General features: G+C 66.7%; 16 protein-coding genes. 11 read left to right on the top strand and 5 right to left on the bottom strand.

Going from position 1 to position 20,522, the window contains the following annotated elements; genetic code table 11:
• Positions 1-176 precede the first annotated feature (176 nt).
• The 4 genes from G404_RS0116510 (at position 177) to G404_RS0116525 (ending at position 3,822) form a co-directional block, all read left to right on the top strand.
• On the top strand, positions 177-872 hold the full coding sequence (locus G404_RS0116510; protein WP_245584576.1) for an RNA polymerase sigma factor: 696 nt from the start codon (positions 177-179) through the stop codon (positions 870-872).
• The gene (locus tag G404_RS0116515) at positions 869-1,693 is read left to right on the top strand and encodes a hypothetical protein (protein ID WP_028642048.1); all 825 of its coding nucleotides are present in this window, start codon (positions 869-871) and stop codon (positions 1,691-1,693) included. The genes G404_RS0116510 and G404_RS0116515 overlap by 4 nt, the downstream gene beginning before the upstream one ends.
• Before the next feature lie 70 nt (positions 1,694-1,763).
• Entirely contained in the window at positions 1,764-2,450 is a 687-nt protein-coding gene (locus G404_RS0116520) for a response regulator (protein WP_028642049.1), read from the top strand.
• 10 nt (positions 2,451-2,460) lie between these two features.
• Positions 2,461-3,822 (top strand): sensor histidine kinase, encoded by a 1,362-nt coding sequence (locus tag G404_RS0116525; protein WP_245584575.1) that lies wholly within the window; start codon positions 2,461-2,463, stop codon positions 3,820-3,822.
• 11 nt (positions 3,823-3,833) lie between these two features.
• On the opposite strand, the gene G404_RS0116530 is transcribed toward G404_RS0116525, so the two are convergent.
• A complete protein-coding gene (locus G404_RS0116530) occupies positions 3,834-7,199 on the bottom strand; it encodes a trifunctional glycoside hydrolase family 18/polysaccharide deacetylase/glycosyltransferase family 2 protein (protein ID WP_028642051.1) in 3,366 nt (1,121 codons plus the stop codon).
• A gap of 279 nt (positions 7,200-7,478) precedes the next feature.
• On the opposite strand from G404_RS0116530, the gene G404_RS19550 reads away from it, so the two are divergent.
• Positions 7,479-8,333 (top strand): DODA-type extradiol aromatic ring-opening family dioxygenase, encoded by an 855-nt coding sequence (locus G404_RS19550; protein ID WP_051280898.1) that lies wholly within the window; start codon positions 7,479-7,481, stop codon positions 8,331-8,333.
• Here G404_RS19550 and G404_RS0116540 read toward each other — a convergent pair.
• The 3 genes from G404_RS0116540 to G404_RS19555 are packed head-to-tail and all read right to left on the bottom strand — an operon-like array spanning position 8,322 to position 13,842.
• A complete protein-coding gene (locus G404_RS0116540; RefSeq protein ID WP_028642052.1) occupies positions 8,322-9,722 on the bottom strand; it encodes an efflux transporter outer membrane subunit in 1,401 nt (466 codons plus the stop codon). The genes G404_RS19550 and G404_RS0116540 overlap by 12 nt on opposite strands.
• Positions 9,719-12,793, bottom strand: a complete 3,075-nt coding sequence (locus G404_RS0116545; RefSeq protein ID WP_028642053.1) for an efflux RND transporter permease subunit — start codon at positions 12,791-12,793, stop codon at positions 9,719-9,721. Before G404_RS0116545 ends, G404_RS0116540 begins: the two co-directional genes overlap by 4 nt.
• A complete protein-coding gene (locus G404_RS19555; protein ID WP_051280899.1) occupies positions 12,790-13,842 on the bottom strand; it encodes an efflux RND transporter periplasmic adaptor subunit in 1,053 nt (350 codons plus the stop codon). The genes G404_RS0116545 and G404_RS19555 overlap by 4 nt, the downstream gene beginning before the upstream one ends.
• Positions 13,843-13,960: 118 nt before the next feature.
• On the opposite strand from G404_RS19555, the gene G404_RS0116555 reads away from it, so the two are divergent.
• The 6 genes from G404_RS0116555 to G404_RS19560 all read left to right on the top strand — a co-directional run bounded on the left by G404_RS0116555 (position 13,961) and on the right by G404_RS19560 (position 20,329).
• Complete coding sequence (locus tag G404_RS0116555) at positions 13,961-14,590, top strand: TetR/AcrR family transcriptional regulator (protein ID WP_028642054.1); 630 nt, start codon at positions 13,961-13,963, stop codon at positions 14,588-14,590.
• A gap of 74 nt (positions 14,591-14,664) precedes the next feature.
• Positions 14,665-15,318: a CerR family C-terminal domain-containing protein gene (locus G404_RS0116560; protein ID WP_028642055.1), complete on the top strand. Its 654-nt coding sequence runs from the start codon at positions 14,665-14,667 to the stop codon at positions 15,316-15,318.
• Positions 15,315-16,322, top strand: a complete 1,008-nt coding sequence (locus G404_RS0116565) for an HlyD family secretion protein (RefSeq protein ID WP_028642056.1) — start codon at positions 15,315-15,317, stop codon at positions 16,320-16,322. The genes G404_RS0116560 and G404_RS0116565 overlap by 4 nt, the downstream gene beginning before the upstream one ends.
• 1 nt (position 16,323) lies before the next feature.
• Entirely contained in the window at positions 16,324-18,039 is a 1,716-nt protein-coding gene (locus tag G404_RS0116570) for an ATP-binding cassette domain-containing protein (protein WP_028642057.1), read from the top strand.
• Positions 18,036-19,160, top strand: a complete 1,125-nt coding sequence (locus G404_RS0116575) for an ABC transporter permease (RefSeq protein WP_028642058.1) — start codon at positions 18,036-18,038, stop codon at positions 19,158-19,160. Before G404_RS0116570 ends, G404_RS0116575 begins: the two co-directional genes overlap by 4 nt.
• Complete coding sequence (locus G404_RS19560; protein ID WP_051280901.1) at positions 19,157-20,329, top strand: ABC transporter permease; 1,173 nt, start codon at positions 19,157-19,159, stop codon at positions 20,327-20,329. Before G404_RS0116575 ends, G404_RS19560 begins: the two co-directional genes overlap by 4 nt.
• Here the strand turns inward: G404_RS19560 and G404_RS20210 are convergent.
• A partial coding sequence (locus G404_RS20210; RefSeq protein WP_156906353.1) for an integrase core domain-containing protein occupies positions 20,274-20,522 on the bottom strand: 249 nt, incomplete at its 5' end. The two genes, G404_RS19560 and G404_RS20210, sit on opposite strands and share 56 nt — an antisense overlap.

The raw sequence follows: 20,522 nt of genomic DNA on the forward strand, positions 1-20,522 counted from the left end.
GCTAACGTGGAATAGTCGGAAAACCTTGTCATGCAAGCCGGTCAAAAAAAGAACATCGCTCGGCTCGCCGTAAATTTCCGGTTAATCCACCGGGCGCCAGCGTCGCGACGGGCTGTGAAGGGTATGACGGGGGGGGTGGAGCAAAGCCTCTTGCGTGATGGAACGAACCCTTGACTGTGCCCGGCGGCCACGCCCTGACCGGTCTGTGCAGCGATGGCGTCATCGCGGGCGAATGCCGGCACGATGCGCGGGTCCACCTGCTTCGCCCGGCCCAAGACCTGGCGCGCCTTGACGATGCGGCGCTGGTCATTCTGGTCGGCGACGGTTCGGTGGCGGCGTTCGGCATTCTGGTCGATCGGCACAGTGCGTCTTTGTATCGTGTGGCAGTGCGGATGCTGTCCGACAGCCACGAAGCCGAGGACGTCGTGCAGGACTGCTTTGCCCGACTGTGGCAGCACGCCGCCCGATGGACCCCCAGTGGCGCGGGGCTGGTGGGATGGCTGCATCGCGTGACCTTGAACCTGTGTTTCGATCGCAAACGCCGGTTCCGCGTGATCACCACCCCCGATTTGCCCGAAATGATCGATGATGCCCCGCTGGCCGATCAGGTGATCGAAGCGCGACAGGCGCATGACGAAATGGACGATGCCCTGGGCGCGCTGCCCGAACGCTATCGCGCCGCGCTGGTGCTGTGCTATATCCAGGGCTTCTCCAACGCGGCGGCTGCAGACATGCTGGGTCTGAATATCAAGGCCATGGAATCGCTGCTGCACCGCGCGCGCAAAGCCCTGCGCGAGATCCTGACTGCGCGGCAGATCGCTCTGGGTGACCTGGTCGGCGTGGCAGAGATCGAGCGGGGCTGCGCGCGATGAGCCCGCGGCATGGCCAGCGCCCGGCAAATGGCCCGGTTGCGCCGACGACCGAGGCCGACGGCGCCCTGCGGCGCTGGCTCGAAGCCCTGCCACAGCCGTCGGTGCCGCCGGACCTTGCGCTGCGCATTGCGCGCGATGTGCCGCGCCTGCCCCAATCACACGAACCTGCCCGGCCATGCGCACCCCCGCCGGGCAAGACCATTACGCCGGTGGTCGTGCCCGGATCGGCCCTGTGGCACCGCGCGGCGTGGACGCGGTCGGCGTATCGCGGCACGGCTGCGCCCGCCCGGACACGCCCTGACCCCCGCGCGCGCCAGACCTGGCCGGGGCGTCTTGCCGGCCTGGCCGCCGCCGCTGCGGTCGTCGTGCTGATCCTGCCCCATGGTGCGCCGCGCGTGACGGGCGCGCAATTGCCGCAGGCTTTGCCGCAAAACGCAGGTCATGGGCTGGCGCAAGCCGCGCCGGCGCCGCACCTGCTGCGCCCGCCTGTCAAAAGGCATCTGCCGCATCAGCCCGCGACAGAGCCCGACGCACCCGCCCCGACCGGGGTATTCACACCGGCCCCGGGCGATACCATGGCCAGTGCCGCCGCGCCTGCCGCCGCGCCTGTCGCACATGCCCCAGCGGTTGCGGCCGCGGGGCCGATTGCCGGGCCAACCGACGGACCTTCGGGCATGCCGGCGCAATTGGGCAACCACGCCATGATGGGGCCAGTCCTGCCCCAGGGCCTGGGGTTGAGCGGCGGCGGCAGCGCGCATGGCGGCGATTTCGGCATGACCCCTGCCGGCGCCCCTGCCGCGGGCGGCGGTGTACCGCACTGATCGACGCTTGCCCACAGGGCGCCCCGTGGGCATGATGCCTGCAGCCTCTACCTGCACTGGAAATCGCGAAGTGTCCGCCAGGATCCTGCTTATCGAAGACGACGGCCAGATCGCCGACTATATCGCGCGCGGGCTGGATGAAGAAGGTTTCGTCGTCGATCGCGCCGACAATGGCCGCGACGGCCTGTTCATGGCCACCGACCGGGAATTCGATGTGGTCGTGCTTGACCGCATGTTGCCCGCAATGGACGGGCTATCGCTGCTCAAGGCGATGCGCGCGGCCGAGGTCGATACGCCCGTGCTGATGCTGTCTGCGCTGGGCAGCACCGATGATCGGGTATCGGGGCTGACCGCGGGTGCGGACGACTATCTGGGCAAGCCGTTCTCGTTTGCCGAGCTGCTGGCGCGGTTGCAGGTGTTGGTGCGACGGCGCACCGGCACCCCGCGGATGCAGGACACGGTCTTGCGCTGCGCCGATCTGGAACTGGACCGGCTGTCGCGCGTGGTGCGCCGTGGCGGCCGCAAGATCGCGTTGCAGCCGCGTGAATTCCGCCTGCTGGAATATCTGTTGCTGCACCTGGGCGAAGTGGTGACCCGCACCATGCTGCTGGAGGCGGTGTGGGATTTTCATTTCGATCCCGGCACCAATGTGATCGACGTCCATATCAGCCGTTTGCGCCGCAAGATCGACGATGGCGAAGGCACGATGCTGTTCCACACCGTGCGCGGCGCCGGCTATCGGCTGGCCGCAGACTGACCCCCGCGCGATGAACCGCCGATTGCGACGCCTGTCGCCGACCATCCTGTGGCTGGTCGCGGCCGTGTTTATACTGCAACTGCTGTCCAGCGCGGCGGCGATCTTTTTCCTGCGCGGGCAGATGCTTGAAGTCGTGCGCACCGATCGCGTGCGCCAGGTGCTTGACGTGCGCGACGATCTTCTGGCGACATATCTGCAGGGCGGGCGGCCGTCGCTGGCGCAAATGATCGTGCGCCAGCAGGGCAGCGCCGCCGATCCGACCGTGTTCATCGCGCTGACCGGCGGCGGCACCCCGCTGCTCAGCAATCTGGCGCGTGTTCCCGCACTCGACATTACCCAGCGCCCCCGCCCGGTGATGGTGCACCTGGGACCCGATATTCCCGATATCGAGGGCATGGCCATTGCCGGACAACTGCCCGATGGCGAACGCCTGGTGGTGGGGGTGATGGGTGCCACCGAAAGCCGTTTCAACCTGGCCTTTGCGACCGCGGGCGGCCTGACCATCGTCGTCGCGGTGGCACTGGCGCTGGCCAGCGCGCTGCTGCTGGGGCTTGAGATCAGCCGCCGCACGCGTGCCATTGCGATGACCGCCGAACAGCTGGCATCGGGCAATTTCGGCGCGCGCCTGCCCGAGGCGCGCAGCGGCGACGGCTTTGACCATCTGCGGCTGCAGATGAACCGCATGGCCGAACGGATCGACACGCTGGTGTCGGAACTGGGGGCAGTTTCGGCTTCGCTCGCGCACGATCTGCGATCGCCGGTGGCACGATTGTCGGCCGCGATCGATACCGCGCTCGAACGGGTCGACGAACCCGGCGCGATCGAGGCGCTGCAGGCGGCCCGCGAAAACGCCGACGGGCTGCGCCGGATGCTCGAAACCGCGCTGGAAATCACCCGGCTGGAGGGCGGCGCGGTGGCCGACCGGCGCGTGCCGCTCGATCTGGCCGCTGTGGCGCAGGACATGGCCGAATTGTACGAACCGCTGGCCGAACAATCGGGCGTGCTGCTGGAAACCCGGCTTGAGCCGGCCGTGGCCACGGCCGACCGCGAACTGGTGTCGCGCGCGATCGCCAACCTGATCGACAACGCGCTGAAATATGGCGCGCGCCGCGTCACGCTGCGCACCACGGCAGTGGCGGGATGGACCGAAATCGCGGTGCTGGATGACGGGCCCGGGATCGCGCCCGGTGACCGGGATCGGGTGGTGGAACGCTTTGTCCGGCTGGACAACGCGCGCACGCTGCCCGGTGGCGGACTGGGGCTGGCCATGGTCCTGGCCGTGGCGCGGCGCCACGGTGGTACTTTCGATCTGGCCGACGGCGACGGACCGGACCAGCGCGGCCTGCTGGCCAGGCTGCGCTTGCCGGTCTGAACGCCGCAGGGTCAGCCGATCGGGGCCTGCGTGTTCACCCGCCCGGTGCGTTCCAGCTTGCCCCAACCGATACCCAGGCCCGACAGCGCCGCGCCCACTGCACGGATCACCACGCCATACATCAGCTGGCGATAGACGAAGCGTTGGGTCAGCAACAGGATCCCCGGAAACGTTTTTTCGCGCACGTCCAGCCGATAGGCGATCCAGCCGCAGGCCAGATCGACCGTGGTGAACCCGATCCAGTAGACCAGCATGCGCAGCACATCGGTCTGGGTCTGGGCCCAGCCATGCTGCGCGATGCGCACCCCGGTGCCGACGATCGAAATGGCCAGCGCCAGATCGATCAGCGGCGAAATCATCGCGAAAACGATCTGGAACATCCACGCCTGCGGCATGCCGACAAACGCCAGGCCCGAGGGGGTGCGGTCGGGAATGATCCCGCGATGCTTCCACAGGCATTGCAACGTGCCATAGGCCCAGCGGAACCGCTGCTTGCCCAGCGCGCGCAATGTCTCTGGCGCTTCGGTCCAGGCGACTGCGTTTTCGTCGTAGGCCACTTTCCAGCCCTTGCGCTGGATCGCGATGGTCAGGTCCTGGTCTTCGGCCAGGGTGTCTTCGGGATAGCCGCCGACTTCTTCCAGCGCGCTTCGCCGCCATGCGCCGACTGCGCCGGGCACGACCATGATCGCATCGAACCGGGTCAACGCACGGCGTTCGATATTCTGCGCGGTGACATATTCGACGGCCTGCCAGCGGGTGACCAGATTGACCCGGTTGCCCACTTTGGCATTGCCCGCCACCGCGCCGATATCCTCGTCGCTGAACCAGCGTACCAGCCGCGCAATGGTTTCGGGTTCGAACTGCGTATCGGCATCCAGCGCCACGACGATTTCGCCGCTGGCGGCCGCCAGCGCGCGATTGAGTGCATTGGCCTTGCCGCCATTGACCATCGTCATCAGCCGCACGCGCGGTTCATCGCCGAACGCGGCAGTGACGATTTCACTGGTGCGGTCCTTTGATCCGTCGTCCGCCACGATCACCTCCATCGGGTGATAGTTGCTGGCCAGGATCCGGTGCACCGAGCTTTCGATCACGCGTTCCTCGTTATAGGCCGGGATGATCACCGACACGAGCGGGCGCCACGGCCCGTCGGGCGCATCGAGCGGCGGCTGCATGTCATCGTCGCGGCCCGCAAACAGCGCCAGCGCCGTCATGCCCACCGCCCGGATCACGCCGAGCGCAATGGCAAAGAAAAACATCCATTTGAGCCCCGACAACAGCCCGGCCAGCAGCACGAAGATACCCACATCCAGCCGCACTGCGACCAGATCCCAGCCCTCGACCTTGGGCATCACCGCATCGCGATCAAGCCCGGCCAGTTGCGATGCCGGCACAAAGGTATAGCCATCGGCGCGCAGTTTCTCGATGATGCGCGGCAGCGCCAGCACCGTCTGGCTGCGGTCGCCGCCGCCATCGTGCAACAGCACGACATTGACCGTGCGATCGGATGTTGCCCCTTCGACCGCGGCAATCGTGCGCTGGAAAATGTCATCGGCGGTGCGTTTCTGCCAGTCGCCCGGATCGCCATGCAGCCCGACCACGGTATAGCCCTGTTGCTGGGCAATCAGCGCCGGGCCCAGTTCGTCGGGCGTGGTCGGCTCGGCATCCCCGAAATAGGGCGCACGGAACAGCCGGGTCGAACGCCCGGTATAGGCCTCGATCAGGCGCTGCGTGGTGTTCAGTTCCAGCCGGATACCTGTATCGCTGACATCGGCCATGTTCGGATGGGTATAGCTGTGGTTGCCGATTTCCGACCCGTCGGCCAGGATACGTTCGAGAATACCGCGGTTTTCCACCCCGTTTTCGCCGATCACAAAGAATGTGCCGGGCACCCGGTACCGCTCGAGGATCGACAGGATCTGGGGGGAATAGCGCGGGTCGGGCCCATCATCGAAGGTCAGCGCAATCTGTTTGGGCCGGTTGCCGGTCCGCCGCACCACATACGGCGTGGGCAGCTGGTCGTAGTTTTCATCGACGATCAGCGACGAATGCGGATCGTAGGCGAGCGATCGGTTGCCCGATTGCGGCACCGAATCGACGCGCAGGATTTCGCCATTGCCCTCGATGTCGACATTGGTCATTTCGCGCAACGGACCAAGGTTGGGGCGCGCCTTGCCGCCCTGCCGCCAGGTGGACAGCGCAGTCCAGAAACCCGGGTCTTCGGAACCCAGCCGCCATACCGCGACCGATCCGATTCCGAACTTGCCCAGCACCTGCATCTGGTTCCAGCTGGTCGCCGCGTCGATGATCCACACATCGTGGCGAATGCCGGGGGTGGCCGGATTGGCATCGTTGTCATCGTCAAAGGCAAAGCCTGCGTTGCCGCTGGCTTTGTCCCACGTGGGCCGGGTGCCTGAATCGAGCGCCGACATCCAGGCTTCTTCCACCGTCACCGGATCGGCATCGCCGCCATGCCAGTCATAGCCATAGCTGCCCAGTGCGACGATGACCTTGTTGGCAGGAACGCCCTTCAATGCATCGCCAAGATGGCTGACAAACCAGTTGTTCGACGCGATCGGGCCTGCCGGACCGGTCATGTAATGTTCGTCATAGGCCATCAGCACGATCTTGTCGGCCACGGCGGCAAAGGCGCGGGTGTTCCAGGCCTCGTCATCGATCGGCAGCGTTACCGTGACCAGCTTGTGCTTGGGGGCCAGGCGCGCATGCAGTTCGCCGATGAACTGGCGCACCAGGCCAACCCCGTTGGCGGGCATGCTTTCGAAATCGATCATCACCCCGGCATCGCCGTTGGCGTCAAGCGCGTCGTCGATGCTGCGTTCAATCGTGGCGCGGCGCGCCGGATTGGCCAGCGCGCGGGTCGTGCCGGCGCCATCCCACGCGCCGTTGGCGATATTCTGCACGACATCGACGACCAGCGGGCGACGAATCTGCCCCGCCAGCACGCGACGCATGCGCGTGTCATCGGTGGCGATGAAATTGCCCTGATGATCAAGCGTCATCAGGGTGGGCGCCACCCAGTCAAGCTGTCCCGCCTGATGCTTCAAGCTGTCGACCGCGCCTTCACCGAACGGCGAATAGAACCCGATCGTCAGATTTTGCGCCTGGTGTGCAGGCGCCACCCCGCGCCGCCCGAACAAGGCGGACAAGCTGCGCGACAGCCGGCCGACCTGGGTGCGCAAAGGCAGGGGCTGGGGGCGTTCAAAGCCCAGCTTCAACGGTTGTGACGATGGAACCGTGGCGACCGTGGTGGCAAAGGCCAGCGCCGTGATGATCAGAACCGCGATCGCGGCAAAGGCGGCACGGCGCGTCCAACGGCGACGACGGCCGGTGGGATCAAAGAAAATCGGACGTTGCACGGATGTCCCCGGTTTGATGTCGCCTGCCTATAGCACTGTCCGGGTGACGATGGACAGCCGGGTTGGCATCACAACGAAGGGACCGTCCCGCTGCCCTGCCGACAGACTGACCATCGCCATGATACGCCCTATGGCGCTGCACCCGAACCCGCGATGATCACCGCATGACCAATTGGCAATGCCCGGCTCCGCAGACCGGCAACTGTTCCAAATTCCCGAACATCGCCATGCAGAACTTTCCACCTGACGCAGATCGGCCCGCTGCGCTAGACTGCCCGCATGACCCGACGCCAGCCCACCTTTTTCCTGTCGCACGGCGGCGGCCCCTGGCCCTGGCTGGACGGCGAATTTCGCCGCGGTTTCGACTGGCTTGAGGCATCGCTCAGGGCGTTGCCCGCGCAACTGCCCGAGGCCCCGCGCGCTGTGCTGGCCGTATCGGGCCATTGGGAAGAGGCCGGATTTACCGTGTCGGGCGCATCGCGCCCGGGCATGGTCTATGACTATTCCGGCTTTCCCGAACATACCTATCACATTTCCTATCCCGCACCCGGATCGCCCGAACTTGCCGCGCAGGTTGTGGCACTGGGTGCTGCGGCGGGCATTGCCATCGGCACCGATCCGGCACGCGGGTTCGATCATGGCACATTTTCGATGATGCAGCCGATCTACCCCGACGCCGATGTGCCGGTGGTCAGCCTGTCGCTGCGCCAGGGCTATGACCCGGCCGCGCATATTGCGCTGGGCCGTGCGCTCGCGCCGTTGCGCGATACCGGCGTGGTGATCGTGGGTTCGGGCTTGTCGTGGCACAATCTGCGCATGTTCGATCCGCGCGCCGCCGTGCCCTCGGCCGCGTTCGACGCATGGCTGCGCCAGGCGCTGACCAATCCCGACCCGGCCGCACGTGTCGCCGCACTGGAGGCATGGGATCAGGCGCCCGCCGCACGCATTGCCCATCCGCGCGAAGATCACCTGATCCCGCTGATGGTTGCAGTGGGGGCCGCGGGCGACGATCCGGCCACCTGCATTTATTCGCAAGACGATCTGCGTGGCGGGATCACCGCGTCGGCCTGGCGGTTCGGCACCGATGTGACCCCCACCGGGTTCGACAGGCTGCAGCGGGCGTCAGCCACCTAGCGCACGATGACAGCGCACCAGCGCGGCCGCGAGCGCGTTCTGCGCGGCCAAGAGCGCGCGTTGCGACGTGATCCGGCGGCTTCGCGCCGCAACCAGGTCGGCCTCGCTCGATTGCCCGGCGCGCAGGCTGGCCCGCACCTGGTCAAGCAGCCCCGCCTCTGCCGCATCGGCCGCGCGGCGTGCCGCCAGCGCGTGTTGCGCCCCATCCAGCACCAGGAATGCGTTTTCGACGTCGCCGCCTGCGTCAAGCACGCTGCCGCGATAGGCGGCCAAAGCCTCGCGCTCGGCGCCGCGCGCGCCGGCGACTTCGGCATCGACCCGGCCGAAATCGAACAGCCGCCAGCGCAATCCGACCGCACCGGTGATCACATTGGCCGAATTGCCGCCCAGCAGCGACAGATCGTTGCTGGAAAACCCGAACAGGCCCGCCAGGCTGAATTTGGGCCAGTATTCGGCCAGCGCCGCGCCGATCCGTGCATGGCTGGCGCGCAAGCGCGCCTCGGCCACCACAAGGTCGGGACGGTGACGCAACAGATCGGCAGGCGCGCCTGCCGCCGGTGCGCGCGCCACCGGCATGGGTGCATCCGCCGCCACGGTATCAAGCCCGGGCAGGTCGGATCCGGCCGGCCGCCCGGTCAGTATGGCAAGGCGGTTGCGCGCGGTGCCAATTGCGGTTTGCGTATCGGGCAAGACCGCATCGATCGCCGCCAGCGTCACCCGCGCTTCATCGGCATCGCGCCGTGCGCCGTCACCGCGTGCAACCCGGGCCATGGCAATCTGCGCGCCCCGCGCGATCAGATCACGTTGCTGCAGCAACAGCGCCCGATCGGCGCGCGCGCTGCGCCAGGCCAGATAGGCATCGGCAATTTCTGCGGCCGTGGCCAGCCGCGCCGCCTCGAGCGCGGCGCGTGCAGACACCGCGTCGGCCTGCGCGGCACGACCCTGTGCCGCAATGCCCCCGGCAAAATCGATGTCCCAATTGACCGAAAGCCCCGCATCGCCCTGGTTCTGCACCCGCGACAGACCGGGCACATACGGCACCAGCCGGCCCAGCCCGCTGTCGATCGATTGCCGCTGGCGTGCCAGCGTGCCTTGCGCCTGCCCCTGCGGCAGCAGGGCAGCATGCGCCGCGCACGCGGCGCTGCGCGCCTGGTCCAAGCGTGCCAGCGCCATCGCGATATCGGTGTTGCCGGCAAGGCCCGCGGTGATCAGCGCGTCAAGCTGCGGATCGGCGAAGTCGTGCCACCATTGCGGATCGGCCGGGCGCGTCTCGGTATTGGCCGCATGCCATGCCGGGGCCAGTGGCACATTGGGGGCATTGTAGGGCCCGGCCATCGCGCAGGCGCCCAGCAGCAGCGGGACCAGCGCTGCGGTGATACGGCGGATCATGCCGGCACTCCTTGCGGCAAAGCGGGTTGGTCGGGGGTTTTGCCGGCCAGCAACAGATAAAGCGCGGGCGTGGCAATCCGTGCGAGCAGCGTCGATGTGACCAGCCCGCCGATCATCGTGATCGCCATCGGCGCATAGAGGCCGCTGCCCTCGATCGCCAGCGGCAGCAGCCCGCCGACAGCCGTGATCGAGGTCAGCAACACCGGCAGAAAGCGGGTTTCGCCCGCGCGTTCGACTGCCGCGCGCACCGGCATGCCATCGGCGCGCAGCTGTTCGGTAAAATCGACCAGCAGGATCGAATTCTTGATCTCGATCCCGACCAGCGCAATCATGCCCACCGCAGCGGTGAACGACAGGCTGTTGCCGGTCAGCCACAGCGCCAGCACCGCACCGAAAAAGCCCAGCGGGATCACCGTCGCGACCGCCAGCACATTGCGGAAACTGCCGAATTCCAGCACCAGCACCGCCAGGATGCCGACCGTTGCCACGACGATCGCGGGCAGCAGGCCGCCAAAGCTGCGGGCAGAGCTTTCCGCTTCTCCGGCCACTTCCAGATGGTATCCCGGCGGCAATGGCACCGCCGTGTTCAACTGTGCCACCGCGTCGCTGGTGGCGCGTGCGACCAGCACGCCCTTGGCGACATAGGCGGTAAGCGTGACCGCACGTTCGCGCTGGTGTCGCTCGATTGCGCCTGGTCCGCTGTCGAGCGCGGTCTGCGCCAGCGCCGACAGCGGCACGCTGCCCCCGGTCATGGTTGGCACAAAGATCCGGTCAAGCGCGCCGATCTCGTGCCGCCCCGCCATCGGCAGCCGCACGGTCACCGGATATTGATCGCCATCGCCGTCGCGCACGATTGCGGGTGACGCGCCGCCGATGGCCAGTTGCACCGCCTGGCGCACCGCGCCGGGTGCCACCGCCAGCGCGCGGGCACGGTCTTCGTCCACCGCGAGTTGCAGATCGGTGCGCCGTGCGCGCAGCGGATTGGCCACGTCGCGCAACGACGGCACGCCGCGCAGCGCGTTTTCACCGGCATCGGCCAGGCGCGTCAGCACCGCAATATCGGGGCCGACAATGCGCAACGCGACAGGCGCCTCGATCTGCGGACCCTGCACGAATTCGATCACTTTGATCCGTGCGCCGGGAATGCGCGCAAAATCGGCGCGCAATCCGGCCAGCACGGCGGGCGAATGCGCCGCGTCCCAGCGATGAAACGCAGCCGCCACTTCGCCAAGCGCGGGGTCTTCGGCAGAGGCGGGGTTGTTGTAGTACAGCTGCGGATTGCCCCGCCCGGCGTTTTCGATGGTCCAGGCCACCGATGGTTCGCGCGCCAGCCGCGCGGCCACCGTGTGCACCACGCGATCGGTGGCGCTGAGCGCGGTGCCGCGCGGCATTTCGATGCGCACCATGAATTGTGGCAGGTCGGCAGGGGGAAACAGGCTGCTGCCAATCGCGGCAGTCAGCGGCACCGCCAGCAGTGCCACCAGCGCGATCAGCCCCAGCGCGGGCCAGGGCCGGTCGAGCGCGCGGTGCAGCAAAGGGCTGTAGAGGCGTTCGATCGCGGTGTGCAGGCCACGCAGCAGGCGGTTGCCCTCGGGATCGGCATCGCGCGGCAGCAGGCGGCTGGCGATGAACGGGATCAGCGTCAACGCCACGATCAGCGACCCACCGACCGTGCCCAGCACCGCCACCGGCAGCGACCGGATGAATTCGCCCGACCCTTCGGGCAACGCGATCAGCGGCAGAAAGGCAAACATCAGGCACGCGGTACAGCCCAGCACCGCCAGCGCGATCTGCCCGGTGCCGGCAATCGCGGCATGGGTGCGGCTGGCACCCGAACGCAACCAGCGCGACACATTTTCGATCACCACGATCGCATCATCGACCAGCAGCCCCAGCGACAGCACAAACCCTGCCACCGACAGCTGGTTGAGATTGTACCCGGCCAAAGCCAGCACCAGCACGCCAATCAGCAGCGACACCGGAATGGCAATCATCACCACGCCTGCCGCGCGCCAGCCAAGCGGCAGCAACGTGATCCCGACAATCACGAAGGCCAGCAGGAAATCGCGCGCCAGCTGGTGCATGCGGTGCTGCACATTGGTCGCCTGTTCAAACCCCGTCGCCATGCGCACGCTGCCTGGCAAGGTGCGGGCAAAAGCCTCGGTCGCGGCGTGCAGCCGCGCGGTCAGCACGCCGATATCCTGCCGATCGCCCTGCGATGCGGTCACCAGCACCGCGCGGTGCCCGTTATACCGCACGACGTGGGTGGGTTCTGCGGTGGTCCAGTGCACCTGCGCAACATCGCCCACGGTCAGCATCCTGCCCGACGGCGTGGGCAGGGGCACGGCCGCCACCGCGGCGGCATCGGGGTAATCGCCCGCATAGCGCAGATTGAACCGCCGATCGCCGGCATTGACCGATCCGATCGGGGTATCGATCCCGGCCGCGCGCAACGCATCGACCACCGCACCCGGCGCCAGGCCGATCGCTGCCAGCCGCGTCGTATCCAGCGATACGGCCAGTTCGTTCTGCGGCACCCCGTGCACCTCGGCCAGGCGAATACCGGGCAGCCGCGCGAACCGGTCGCGCAGATCGCGCGCCGATTTGTCGAGTGCGCGCATCGGCAGGATATCGCTGCTCAGCGCGATCTGCACGATGGGCACATTGTTGGGCCTTGCCCTGTCGATATCGAGCCGGGTTATCCCCGCGGGCAGGCGGCTGCGCAATCCGTTCACTTCGCGCACGACTTCGTCGTATTTGCGGTCGGTGTCGGTGCCCCAGACATATTCGGCACGGATGACCACCACCCCGTCGCTGCTGGTCGAGCTGATTTCGCGCAACCCATCAAGGCCGGCCAGCGCATCCTCCAGCGGCTTGGCCACTTGCGCTTCGATATCGCGCGGATTGGCCCCGGGCAGGACGGCGGTGACAATATACAGCGGAAAGTTCAGCTGCGGGTCTTCGGTCTGCGGCATCCGGACAAAGGTCAGCACGCCCAGCGCCGCGATCAGAATTGTTGCGAGCAGCGAAAACTGCCAGCGATTGACCGCAAAGGCGATGATCCGGCTCATGCCCCGATCACCGCGACCAGCTGGCCTTCGCCAACGAAGCCGGCCCCGGCCGTGATCACCCGCGCACCCACGGGCAGACCGGCCACCAGCGCATCGCGATCATCAAATCCGAAAAATCGCACCTGTTGCCGCCGCGCATGGCCACCTCGATCGATCAGCCACAGGCTGGCACCCGCGGTCCCGGCATCGATCAGCGCCTCGGCGGGCACGCGCTGCTGCGCCTGCGGCAGACCGGATCGGGCAAAGTCCACCGCCGCAGGGGTACCGCTGGCCAGCGCGATCGGGGCATCGAGCCGGACTTTGACCGCCACCAGCCCGCTGTGCGCATCGGCGCTGCCGGCGATGCGCCAGACGTGTGCAACGATCGGGGCCATGGCATCGCCACACCAGACTTGCGCCATCTGCCCCTGTTGCAAATGCGCGGCAACAGGGGCCGGAACATCGGCGATCGCGATCTGCGGCGATGAGCGGTCGGCCACGCGCACCACCGCCTGCCCGGCATTGACGGTTTCACCCTGTTCGGCGCGGCGCGCCAGCACCAGCCCGGCAAACGGCGCGCGCAGCCGGGTCGAGGCAAGGTCATAGCGCGCCCCGGCCAGGCCCGCCGCGCTGGCCCGCGCCGCGTCGCGCGCCGCCTCCGCGGCGGCCGGGCTGGTTGCACCATCGCCCACCAGGCTGGCGATGCGCGCGGCATCGCGCTGGTCGCGCGCGGCGCCGGCGGCATGCATCGCCTCGGCCGCGGCAAAGGCATCGGGTTCGATCGCAGCCACCACGGTGCCCGCGGCGATCCGGTCGCCGGGTTGCAACCCCATTCGGGTCAATCGTCCCGGCACCCGGAACGACAGATCTGCTTCGCGGTCGTAATGGAGCGTCGCGGCAAAGCGCTGCCCCGCAGGCGGCACACCATCCGCAGCCGCGACCGTGATCGCGCGCACCGCCAGCGGCGCGGGGGCGGCAGCTTCGGCCTGCGGCTTTGCCAGCGCCAGACCCAGCGCGCCTGCCCCGGCGGCAGCAATGACGACAAAGGCAATCAGGCGGCGATCGGTCATGGCGTGCTGTCCCCCAGCGCAGTGAGTCTATCGATGATAGGCTATCGACGATAGGTCTTCAAGCGATACCTATCATCGATTGGTTGACGCCGCCGGCGATCTGCGCGAAACCCGCCGCATGAACGAGCCCATCAGACGCGCTCGCACCGGAGAGCGTCGCGAACAGATCCTGGACGTAGCGCTGCGCCTGTTCGGCGAACGCGGCGCAGGCAGCGTGACCACGCGGCAGATTGCCCAGGCGGTGGGCATATCGCAGCCATCGCTCTATGCCCATTTTGCCACGGCCGACGCGATTGCGGATGAACTGTGCGTGCGCGCGTTCGATGTGCTGCACACCCGGTTTGAAGCGATGGCCGCCGCTGTCACCGATCCATGGGACAGGCTTGACGCGCTCGGCCGGGCCTACATCGAATTCGGGCTGGAACACCCCGACATGTACCGCATCGCGTTCATGCCCACGCGCCAGATGCAGCCGCCACAGGGCATGACCTTTGATCTGGAAACCACCGATCCGGGCCTGGCCGCGGGATTGCGCGCCTTTGCCTCGTTGCGCGATACGATCGCAACGATCCGGGGCGGCGATGATGGCGAAGGGCCGGTGATTGCACAGACCATCTGGGCGCTGGTGCACGGCCTGACATCGCTGCTGATCAGCAAGCCCTATTTCCCCTGGGCACAACGCGAGCGACTGATCGCCGAAGTGCTGATCATGGCGCGCGTTCACCTGGCCAGCCGGCGGATCGCCTGAGCCCGCGGCATTGCTTTGCTGCCCGAACGATGCGGCACCTTGTTTCGTTCATTCGAATGAATTAATCCTGCGCGATGGGGACCGCATCAACCGATTCGCGCCTGCTCGATGTGGCGATCGACCACTTTGGCCGGCTGGGGCTTGAAGGTGCCAGCACGCGTGCGATTGCGCGCGATGCCGAAACGCTGATGTCGTCGATCACCTATCATTTCGGCGGCAAGGAAGGGCTCTACCTTGCCACCGCAGGCCATATCGCCACGACTTTGCACGCGCATATCGCTCCGACGCTCGATCGCGCCAGCGCGCTGTGCGGCGATGACGGCAGCATTGCCGACGCGTGCGCCGCGATTCACGCCATGATCGAGGGCATGCTGGCCGTGATGGTGCGCAACGAAACCGAGGCGATGGCGCGCTTTATCGTGCGCGAACAGGCCGATCCGACTGCGGCGTTCAGCCACCTTTACAACGGCGTGATGGGCCAGGTGCTCGACCGGATGGCGGCGCTGCTGGCGCGCGTGTCGGGCAACCGCCTGAGCAGCGATGAAGCGCGGGTGCGCGCGATCACGCTGGTCGGCCAGGTGCTGGTGTTTCGCGTGGCGCGCGCCACCGTGATGACCGGCATGGGCTGGTCGCAGATCACGGGCGAACCCGTCGGCATGATCGCCGGCGCCATCCGTGCCAATCTCAATGCCATTCTCGACCATATCCAGACCGGAGAGACCGCATGAACCGCCGTCGCATCGTGGGCTTCGTGGCGCTGGCTGCGCTGCTGGTGGCAGGGATCGCCACGCGCGGGTTCGGCCTGTTTGCCCCCCGCGACGCAGGCGGCCTGACGATGCACGGCAATGTCGATATCCGGCAGGTCGATCTGGGGTTTCGCGTATCGGGGCTGATCGCTGCGATCGCATTCGACGAAGGCGCCCACGTTGCGGCAGGCACGGTTCTGGCCACACTCGATCCCGCCCCCCTGCGCGACCAGCTGACCGCCGCAGAGGCGCAGATTGCCGTCGCCGGGGCCGAGCTGGACAAACGCCGCCGCGGCAATCGCCCGCAGGACATCGCCCAGGCGCAGGCCAGGCTGGCCGATGCCCAGGCCAGCCTGGCCACAGCCAAAGACGATTACGACCGCCGCGCCGGGTTGGTGAAGACCGGCGCGGTCAGCCAGGCGCTGTTCGACAGCACTGCGGCGCGGTACCGTTCCGCCCAGGCCCAGGTCGATGCCGCGGCACAGGCACTGTCGCTGCAAAAGGCCGGGTCCCGCCGCGAAGACATCGCCTCGGCCGATGCCACCCGGCAGCAGGCCGTGGCACAAGCCGCCAAGGCCAGGACCGACCTTGGCGACACGGTCTTGCGCGCGCCCAACGGCGGCACGATCCTGACCCGCGCGCGCGAACCGGGCGCGATTGTCCAGCCCGGCGAAACCGTGCTGACGCTAACGATCGACCGGCCGATGCGCGTACGCGCCTATATTCCCGAGCCCGATCTGGCCCGCGTATCGCCCGGCATGGCGGTGATCGTGCACGCCGACGGCAACGACAAGGCGTATCACGGCACCATCGGCGCGATCGCCCCCACCGCCGAATTCACCCCCAAGACCGTACAGACCGAGGCGTTGCGCGCCGATCTGGTCTATCGCGTGCGCGTGATTGTCACCGACCCCGACGACGCGTTGCGCCAGGGCGCGCCGGTGACCATTGCGGTGCCCGGCGCGCGCCCTGCGGCGCGGCGCTGACATGACCGACCCGGTCGCCAGCGTTGCCGCGCTGACCAAGCGGTTTGCCGGGCAGTCTGTCCCTGCGCTGGATGCGGTGTCGATGCGGATCGAGCCGGGCCGGATGACCGGACTGGTCGGTCCCGATGGAGCGGGCAAAACCACCCTGATCCGCATCCTGGCCGGCCTGATCGACCCCGATCGGGGCAGCGCCACGGTGTTCGGGCGCCCGGCAACCGACACCGACCGCGCGATGATCGGATACATGCCGCAGCGCTTTGGCCTCTATGAAGACCTGACGGTGATCGAAAACCTGGCGCTGTATGCCGATCTGCGCGGATTGCCCGCGGCCGAACGCCGGGCGAGCTTCGACCGGCTGCTCGATTTCACCGATCTGCGCCGGTTTACCGCGCGATTGGCGGGCCAGTTGTCGGGCGGGATGAAGCAGAAGCTGGGCCTGGCCTGCGCCATGGTGCGCGCCCCGCACCTGCTGCTGCTCGATGAACCCGGCGTCGGGGTCGACCCGGTGTCGCGGCGCGAACTGTGGGCCATGGTCAAGGATCTGGCCAGCGACGGCATCGGCGTGCTGTGGTCCACCGCCTATCTCGACGAGGCGGAAAAGTGCGACACGGTCACGCTGCTGAACGAGGGCCGGGCGTTGTACGATGGCCCCCCGCAGGACCTGACCGACACGATCCGCGACAGGGTGTTCCGGGTTGGCGTGCCCGGCGCCGGCCGGCGGGTGACCTTGCGCCACGCGCTGGACAATCCGGCCGTGATCGACGGCACGGTGCAGGGCGATGCGCTGCGGCTGATGATCCGGGCCGATACGCCGGTGCCAACCGCCGTTGCGCTGGGCCTGGCACCCGGGGCCACGCTGGTACCGGCACGGCCCCGGTTCGAAGACGCGTTCATCGACCTTCTGGGGGGCGGCCCGTCGGGATCGTCGCAACTGGCCGATCACTATCGCCAGATCCCGCAAACCGATGCCCCCGCCATCGATGCCGACCGGCTGACACGCCGGTTTGGCGATTTCACTGCGGCCGATCATGTCAGTTTCAACGTGCCGCGCGGGCAGATATTCGGCCTGCTGGGCCCCAACGGTGCGGGCAAATCGACCACGTTCAAGATGCTGTGCGGGCTTTTGACCCCCAGCGAAGGCAACGGGTCGGTGGCCGGGTTCGACTTGCGCAAGGCCAAGGCCGATGCGCGGCAGTCGCTCGGTTATATGGCGCAGAAATTTTCGCTCTATGGCGATCTGTCGGTGCAGCAGAACCTGAATTTCTTTGCCGGGACGTATGGCCTGCACGGGGGTGCGGCGCGCGATGCAATCGATCGGGCGATCGCGATCTTTCACCTGGACCGCTATTTGAAAGTCAACGCCGGGACGATGCCGCTGGGCTTCAAACAGCGGCTGGCTTTGGCCTGCGCGGTGCTGCATCAGCCACCGGTGCTGTTTCTGGACGAGCCGACATCGGGGGTCGATCCGTTGGTGCGTCGCGAATTCTGGAACCATATCAATGGCATGGTGGAAAAGGGCGTGACCGTTCTGGTAACCACCCATTTCATGGACGAAGCCGAATACTGCGACCGCGCCACGCTGATCTATCGCGCGCGTCAGATTGCCACCGGCACCCCCGACGAATTGAAGGCCATGGCGGGCAAGGCCGATGCCACGATGGAAGACGCGTTCATTGCCCTGATCGAGGCATCGGACCTGCAGCGGGAAGCGGCATGAGCCGGCTGTTCGAACCCCGCCGGTTTCGCGCGATGCTGGTCAAGGAAAGCCTGCAGATCGCGCGTGATCCGTCGACCTTTCTGATCGCGTTCGTGTTGCCGATGCTGTTGCTGTTCCTGTTTGGCTATGGCGTCAATCTTGACACTGCGCGCGGCAATATCGGACTGGCCCTGCAGGACAACAGCGAAGCGGCGCGCAGCCTGGCGGGCAGTTATCAAAGTTCGGCCTGGTTCGATGTGCGCAAGACCGGCGCGGTCGGCCAGCTGTCCGACGATCTGGTGGCGGGGCGTATCCGCGGGATCATCGTCATCCCCGACGGGTTTGGCCGCCAGGTGGCCCATGGCGGCGGCGATATCCAGGTGCTGACCGACGGATCGCTGCCCAATTCGGCCAGCTTCATCGGTGCCTATGCGGAAGGCGTGCGCATGGCCTGGGCAGCGGCGCGCGCCGGCGATCAACGCACCGCCGTGCCTCCGCCGATCCAGACCGATGCGCGATACTGGTTCAATCCGGAATTGAAGAGCCGCTATACGCTGGTGCCCGGTGCGATCGCGGTGGTCATGACGATGGTCGGCACGCTGCTGACCGCGCTGGTAGTCGCGCGCGAATGGGAACGCGGCACGCTGGAGGCGGTCATGGCAACGCCGGTCGGCATGGGCGAATTCATCGCCACCAAAGTGGTGCCCTACTTCCTGCTTGGGCTGTGTTCGATGACCTTGTGCACGGTGCTGGCGATTACCGTGTTCGGCGTGCCGTTCCGCGGCAGTCCGCTGGCGCTGCTGGCCATTTCGAGCGCGTTCCTGTTTCCCGCGCTGGGCCAGGGCCTGCTGATTTCGGCGGCAACCAGGAACCAGTTCGTTGCCAGCCAGGTGGCGCTGCTCTCGGCGTTTTTGCCGACCATGCTCCTGTCGGGATTTCTGTTCGAAATCAGTTCGATGCCCAAACCGATCCAGGCGATCACGTACCTTGTGCCATCGCGCTATCTGATCCCGCAGCTGCAGACGGTGTTTGTCGCGGGCGATGACTGGTCGTTGTTTTTGCCCAATATCGCAGCACTGCTCGGGTTTGGCACGCTTTTCTTCATCCTGACCGTGCGCGCCACGCGGCGGAGGATCGCATGATCGCAGCCCTGTTGGGGCCGCGACTGGCGGCGATCATCGTCAAAGAGCTGTGGGCGGTGCTGCGCGATCCGCGTGCGCGCATTTCGCTGATCCTGCCGCCGCTGATCCAGCTTGTCGTGTTCGGCTATGCCTCGACCATGGAGGTCAAGCATGTGACGATCGGCGTGCTCGACCGCGATGGCGGGCAATGGAGCCACGAGATCGTCCAGCGGCTGGCCGGAAGCCCGACAGTGCAGCGGATCGTGCGGCTCGATTCCGAAGCGGCGCTGGCCCGCGCAATCGACACGCAGCAGGTGATTGCCGCCTTGCGCTTCGATCCGCATTTTTCCGCCGATGTCAGCGCGCGACGCGGCGCCACCGTTGGCACCGTGTTCGACGGGCGCAAATCGAACGCGGCGCAGATCGTGGGCGGATATATCGACCGGATCGTGTCCGGTGTGTCGGCCGATATCCATCTGGCCCGCCCGCCGCCCCCGCCCGGCAGTGCGAACGTAACCGCCTGGTTCAACCCCAATCTCGATTATCTGTGGTTCACCATCCCATCGCTGGTGGTGGTGATCTCGCTGGTGTCGGCCACCTCGGTCGTGTCGCAATCGGTGGCGCGCGAAAAGGAACTGGGAACCTATGACCAGCTGATGGTGTCGCCGTTTCGCGTGTGGGAAATTCTGGCGGGCAAGATGGTACCCCCGGTGCTGATCGGAATGGCCAATGCCACGCTGTACCTGGTGGTCAATCCGCTGGCTTTCGGCGTGCCGTTCACGGGATCGCTGTGGCTGTTTTATCCCGCGCTGCTCGTTTTCCTGCTGGCCGTGGCGGGGATCGGCATGCTGGTCTCGGTTGTCGCCAACACGCAGCAGCAGGCATTTCTGGGCATGTTTGCGCTGACGGTGCCGGTGTTCCTGCTGTCGGGCTATGCCGCGCCGATCGACAATATTCCGCCGTTTCTGCAAGTGCTGGCCGAAGCAAACCCGGCCAAACATTTCCTGATCGTGACCGAAGGCCTGTTCCTGAAGGGCATGCCCGCGTCCGAAGTCTTTGCTGTCCGTCGTCAGAACATTTGGCACATCAGGCGGCGTAAATTAACGGAGAGCGGGCCTCGTCTGGGGTTTGGTTTTAGGCGGCGAGCTTGCGGTGTTGCAAGCGTCGATGTTCGATGGTCTGTCGCTTGATGGTTTCGCGCTGCTTGATGATGGCTGGCGCCCCGCCGAAGTAGGCATCAGCGGGCGTGACGTTTTTCAGGCTCTCGTGGTAGCGCTGGTGATTGTAGTGCTCGATGAAGGCCTCGATCTGGAGTTCAAGGTCGCCTGGCAGGAAGTAGTTTTCCAGCAGGATGCGATTTTTCAAGGTCTGGTGCCAGCGCTC

This window comes from Novosphingobium acidiphilum DSM 19966 (assembly GCF_000429005.1).
Taxonomy (GTDB): Bacteria; Pseudomonadota; Alphaproteobacteria; order Sphingomonadales; family Sphingomonadaceae; genus Novosphingobium; species Novosphingobium acidiphilum.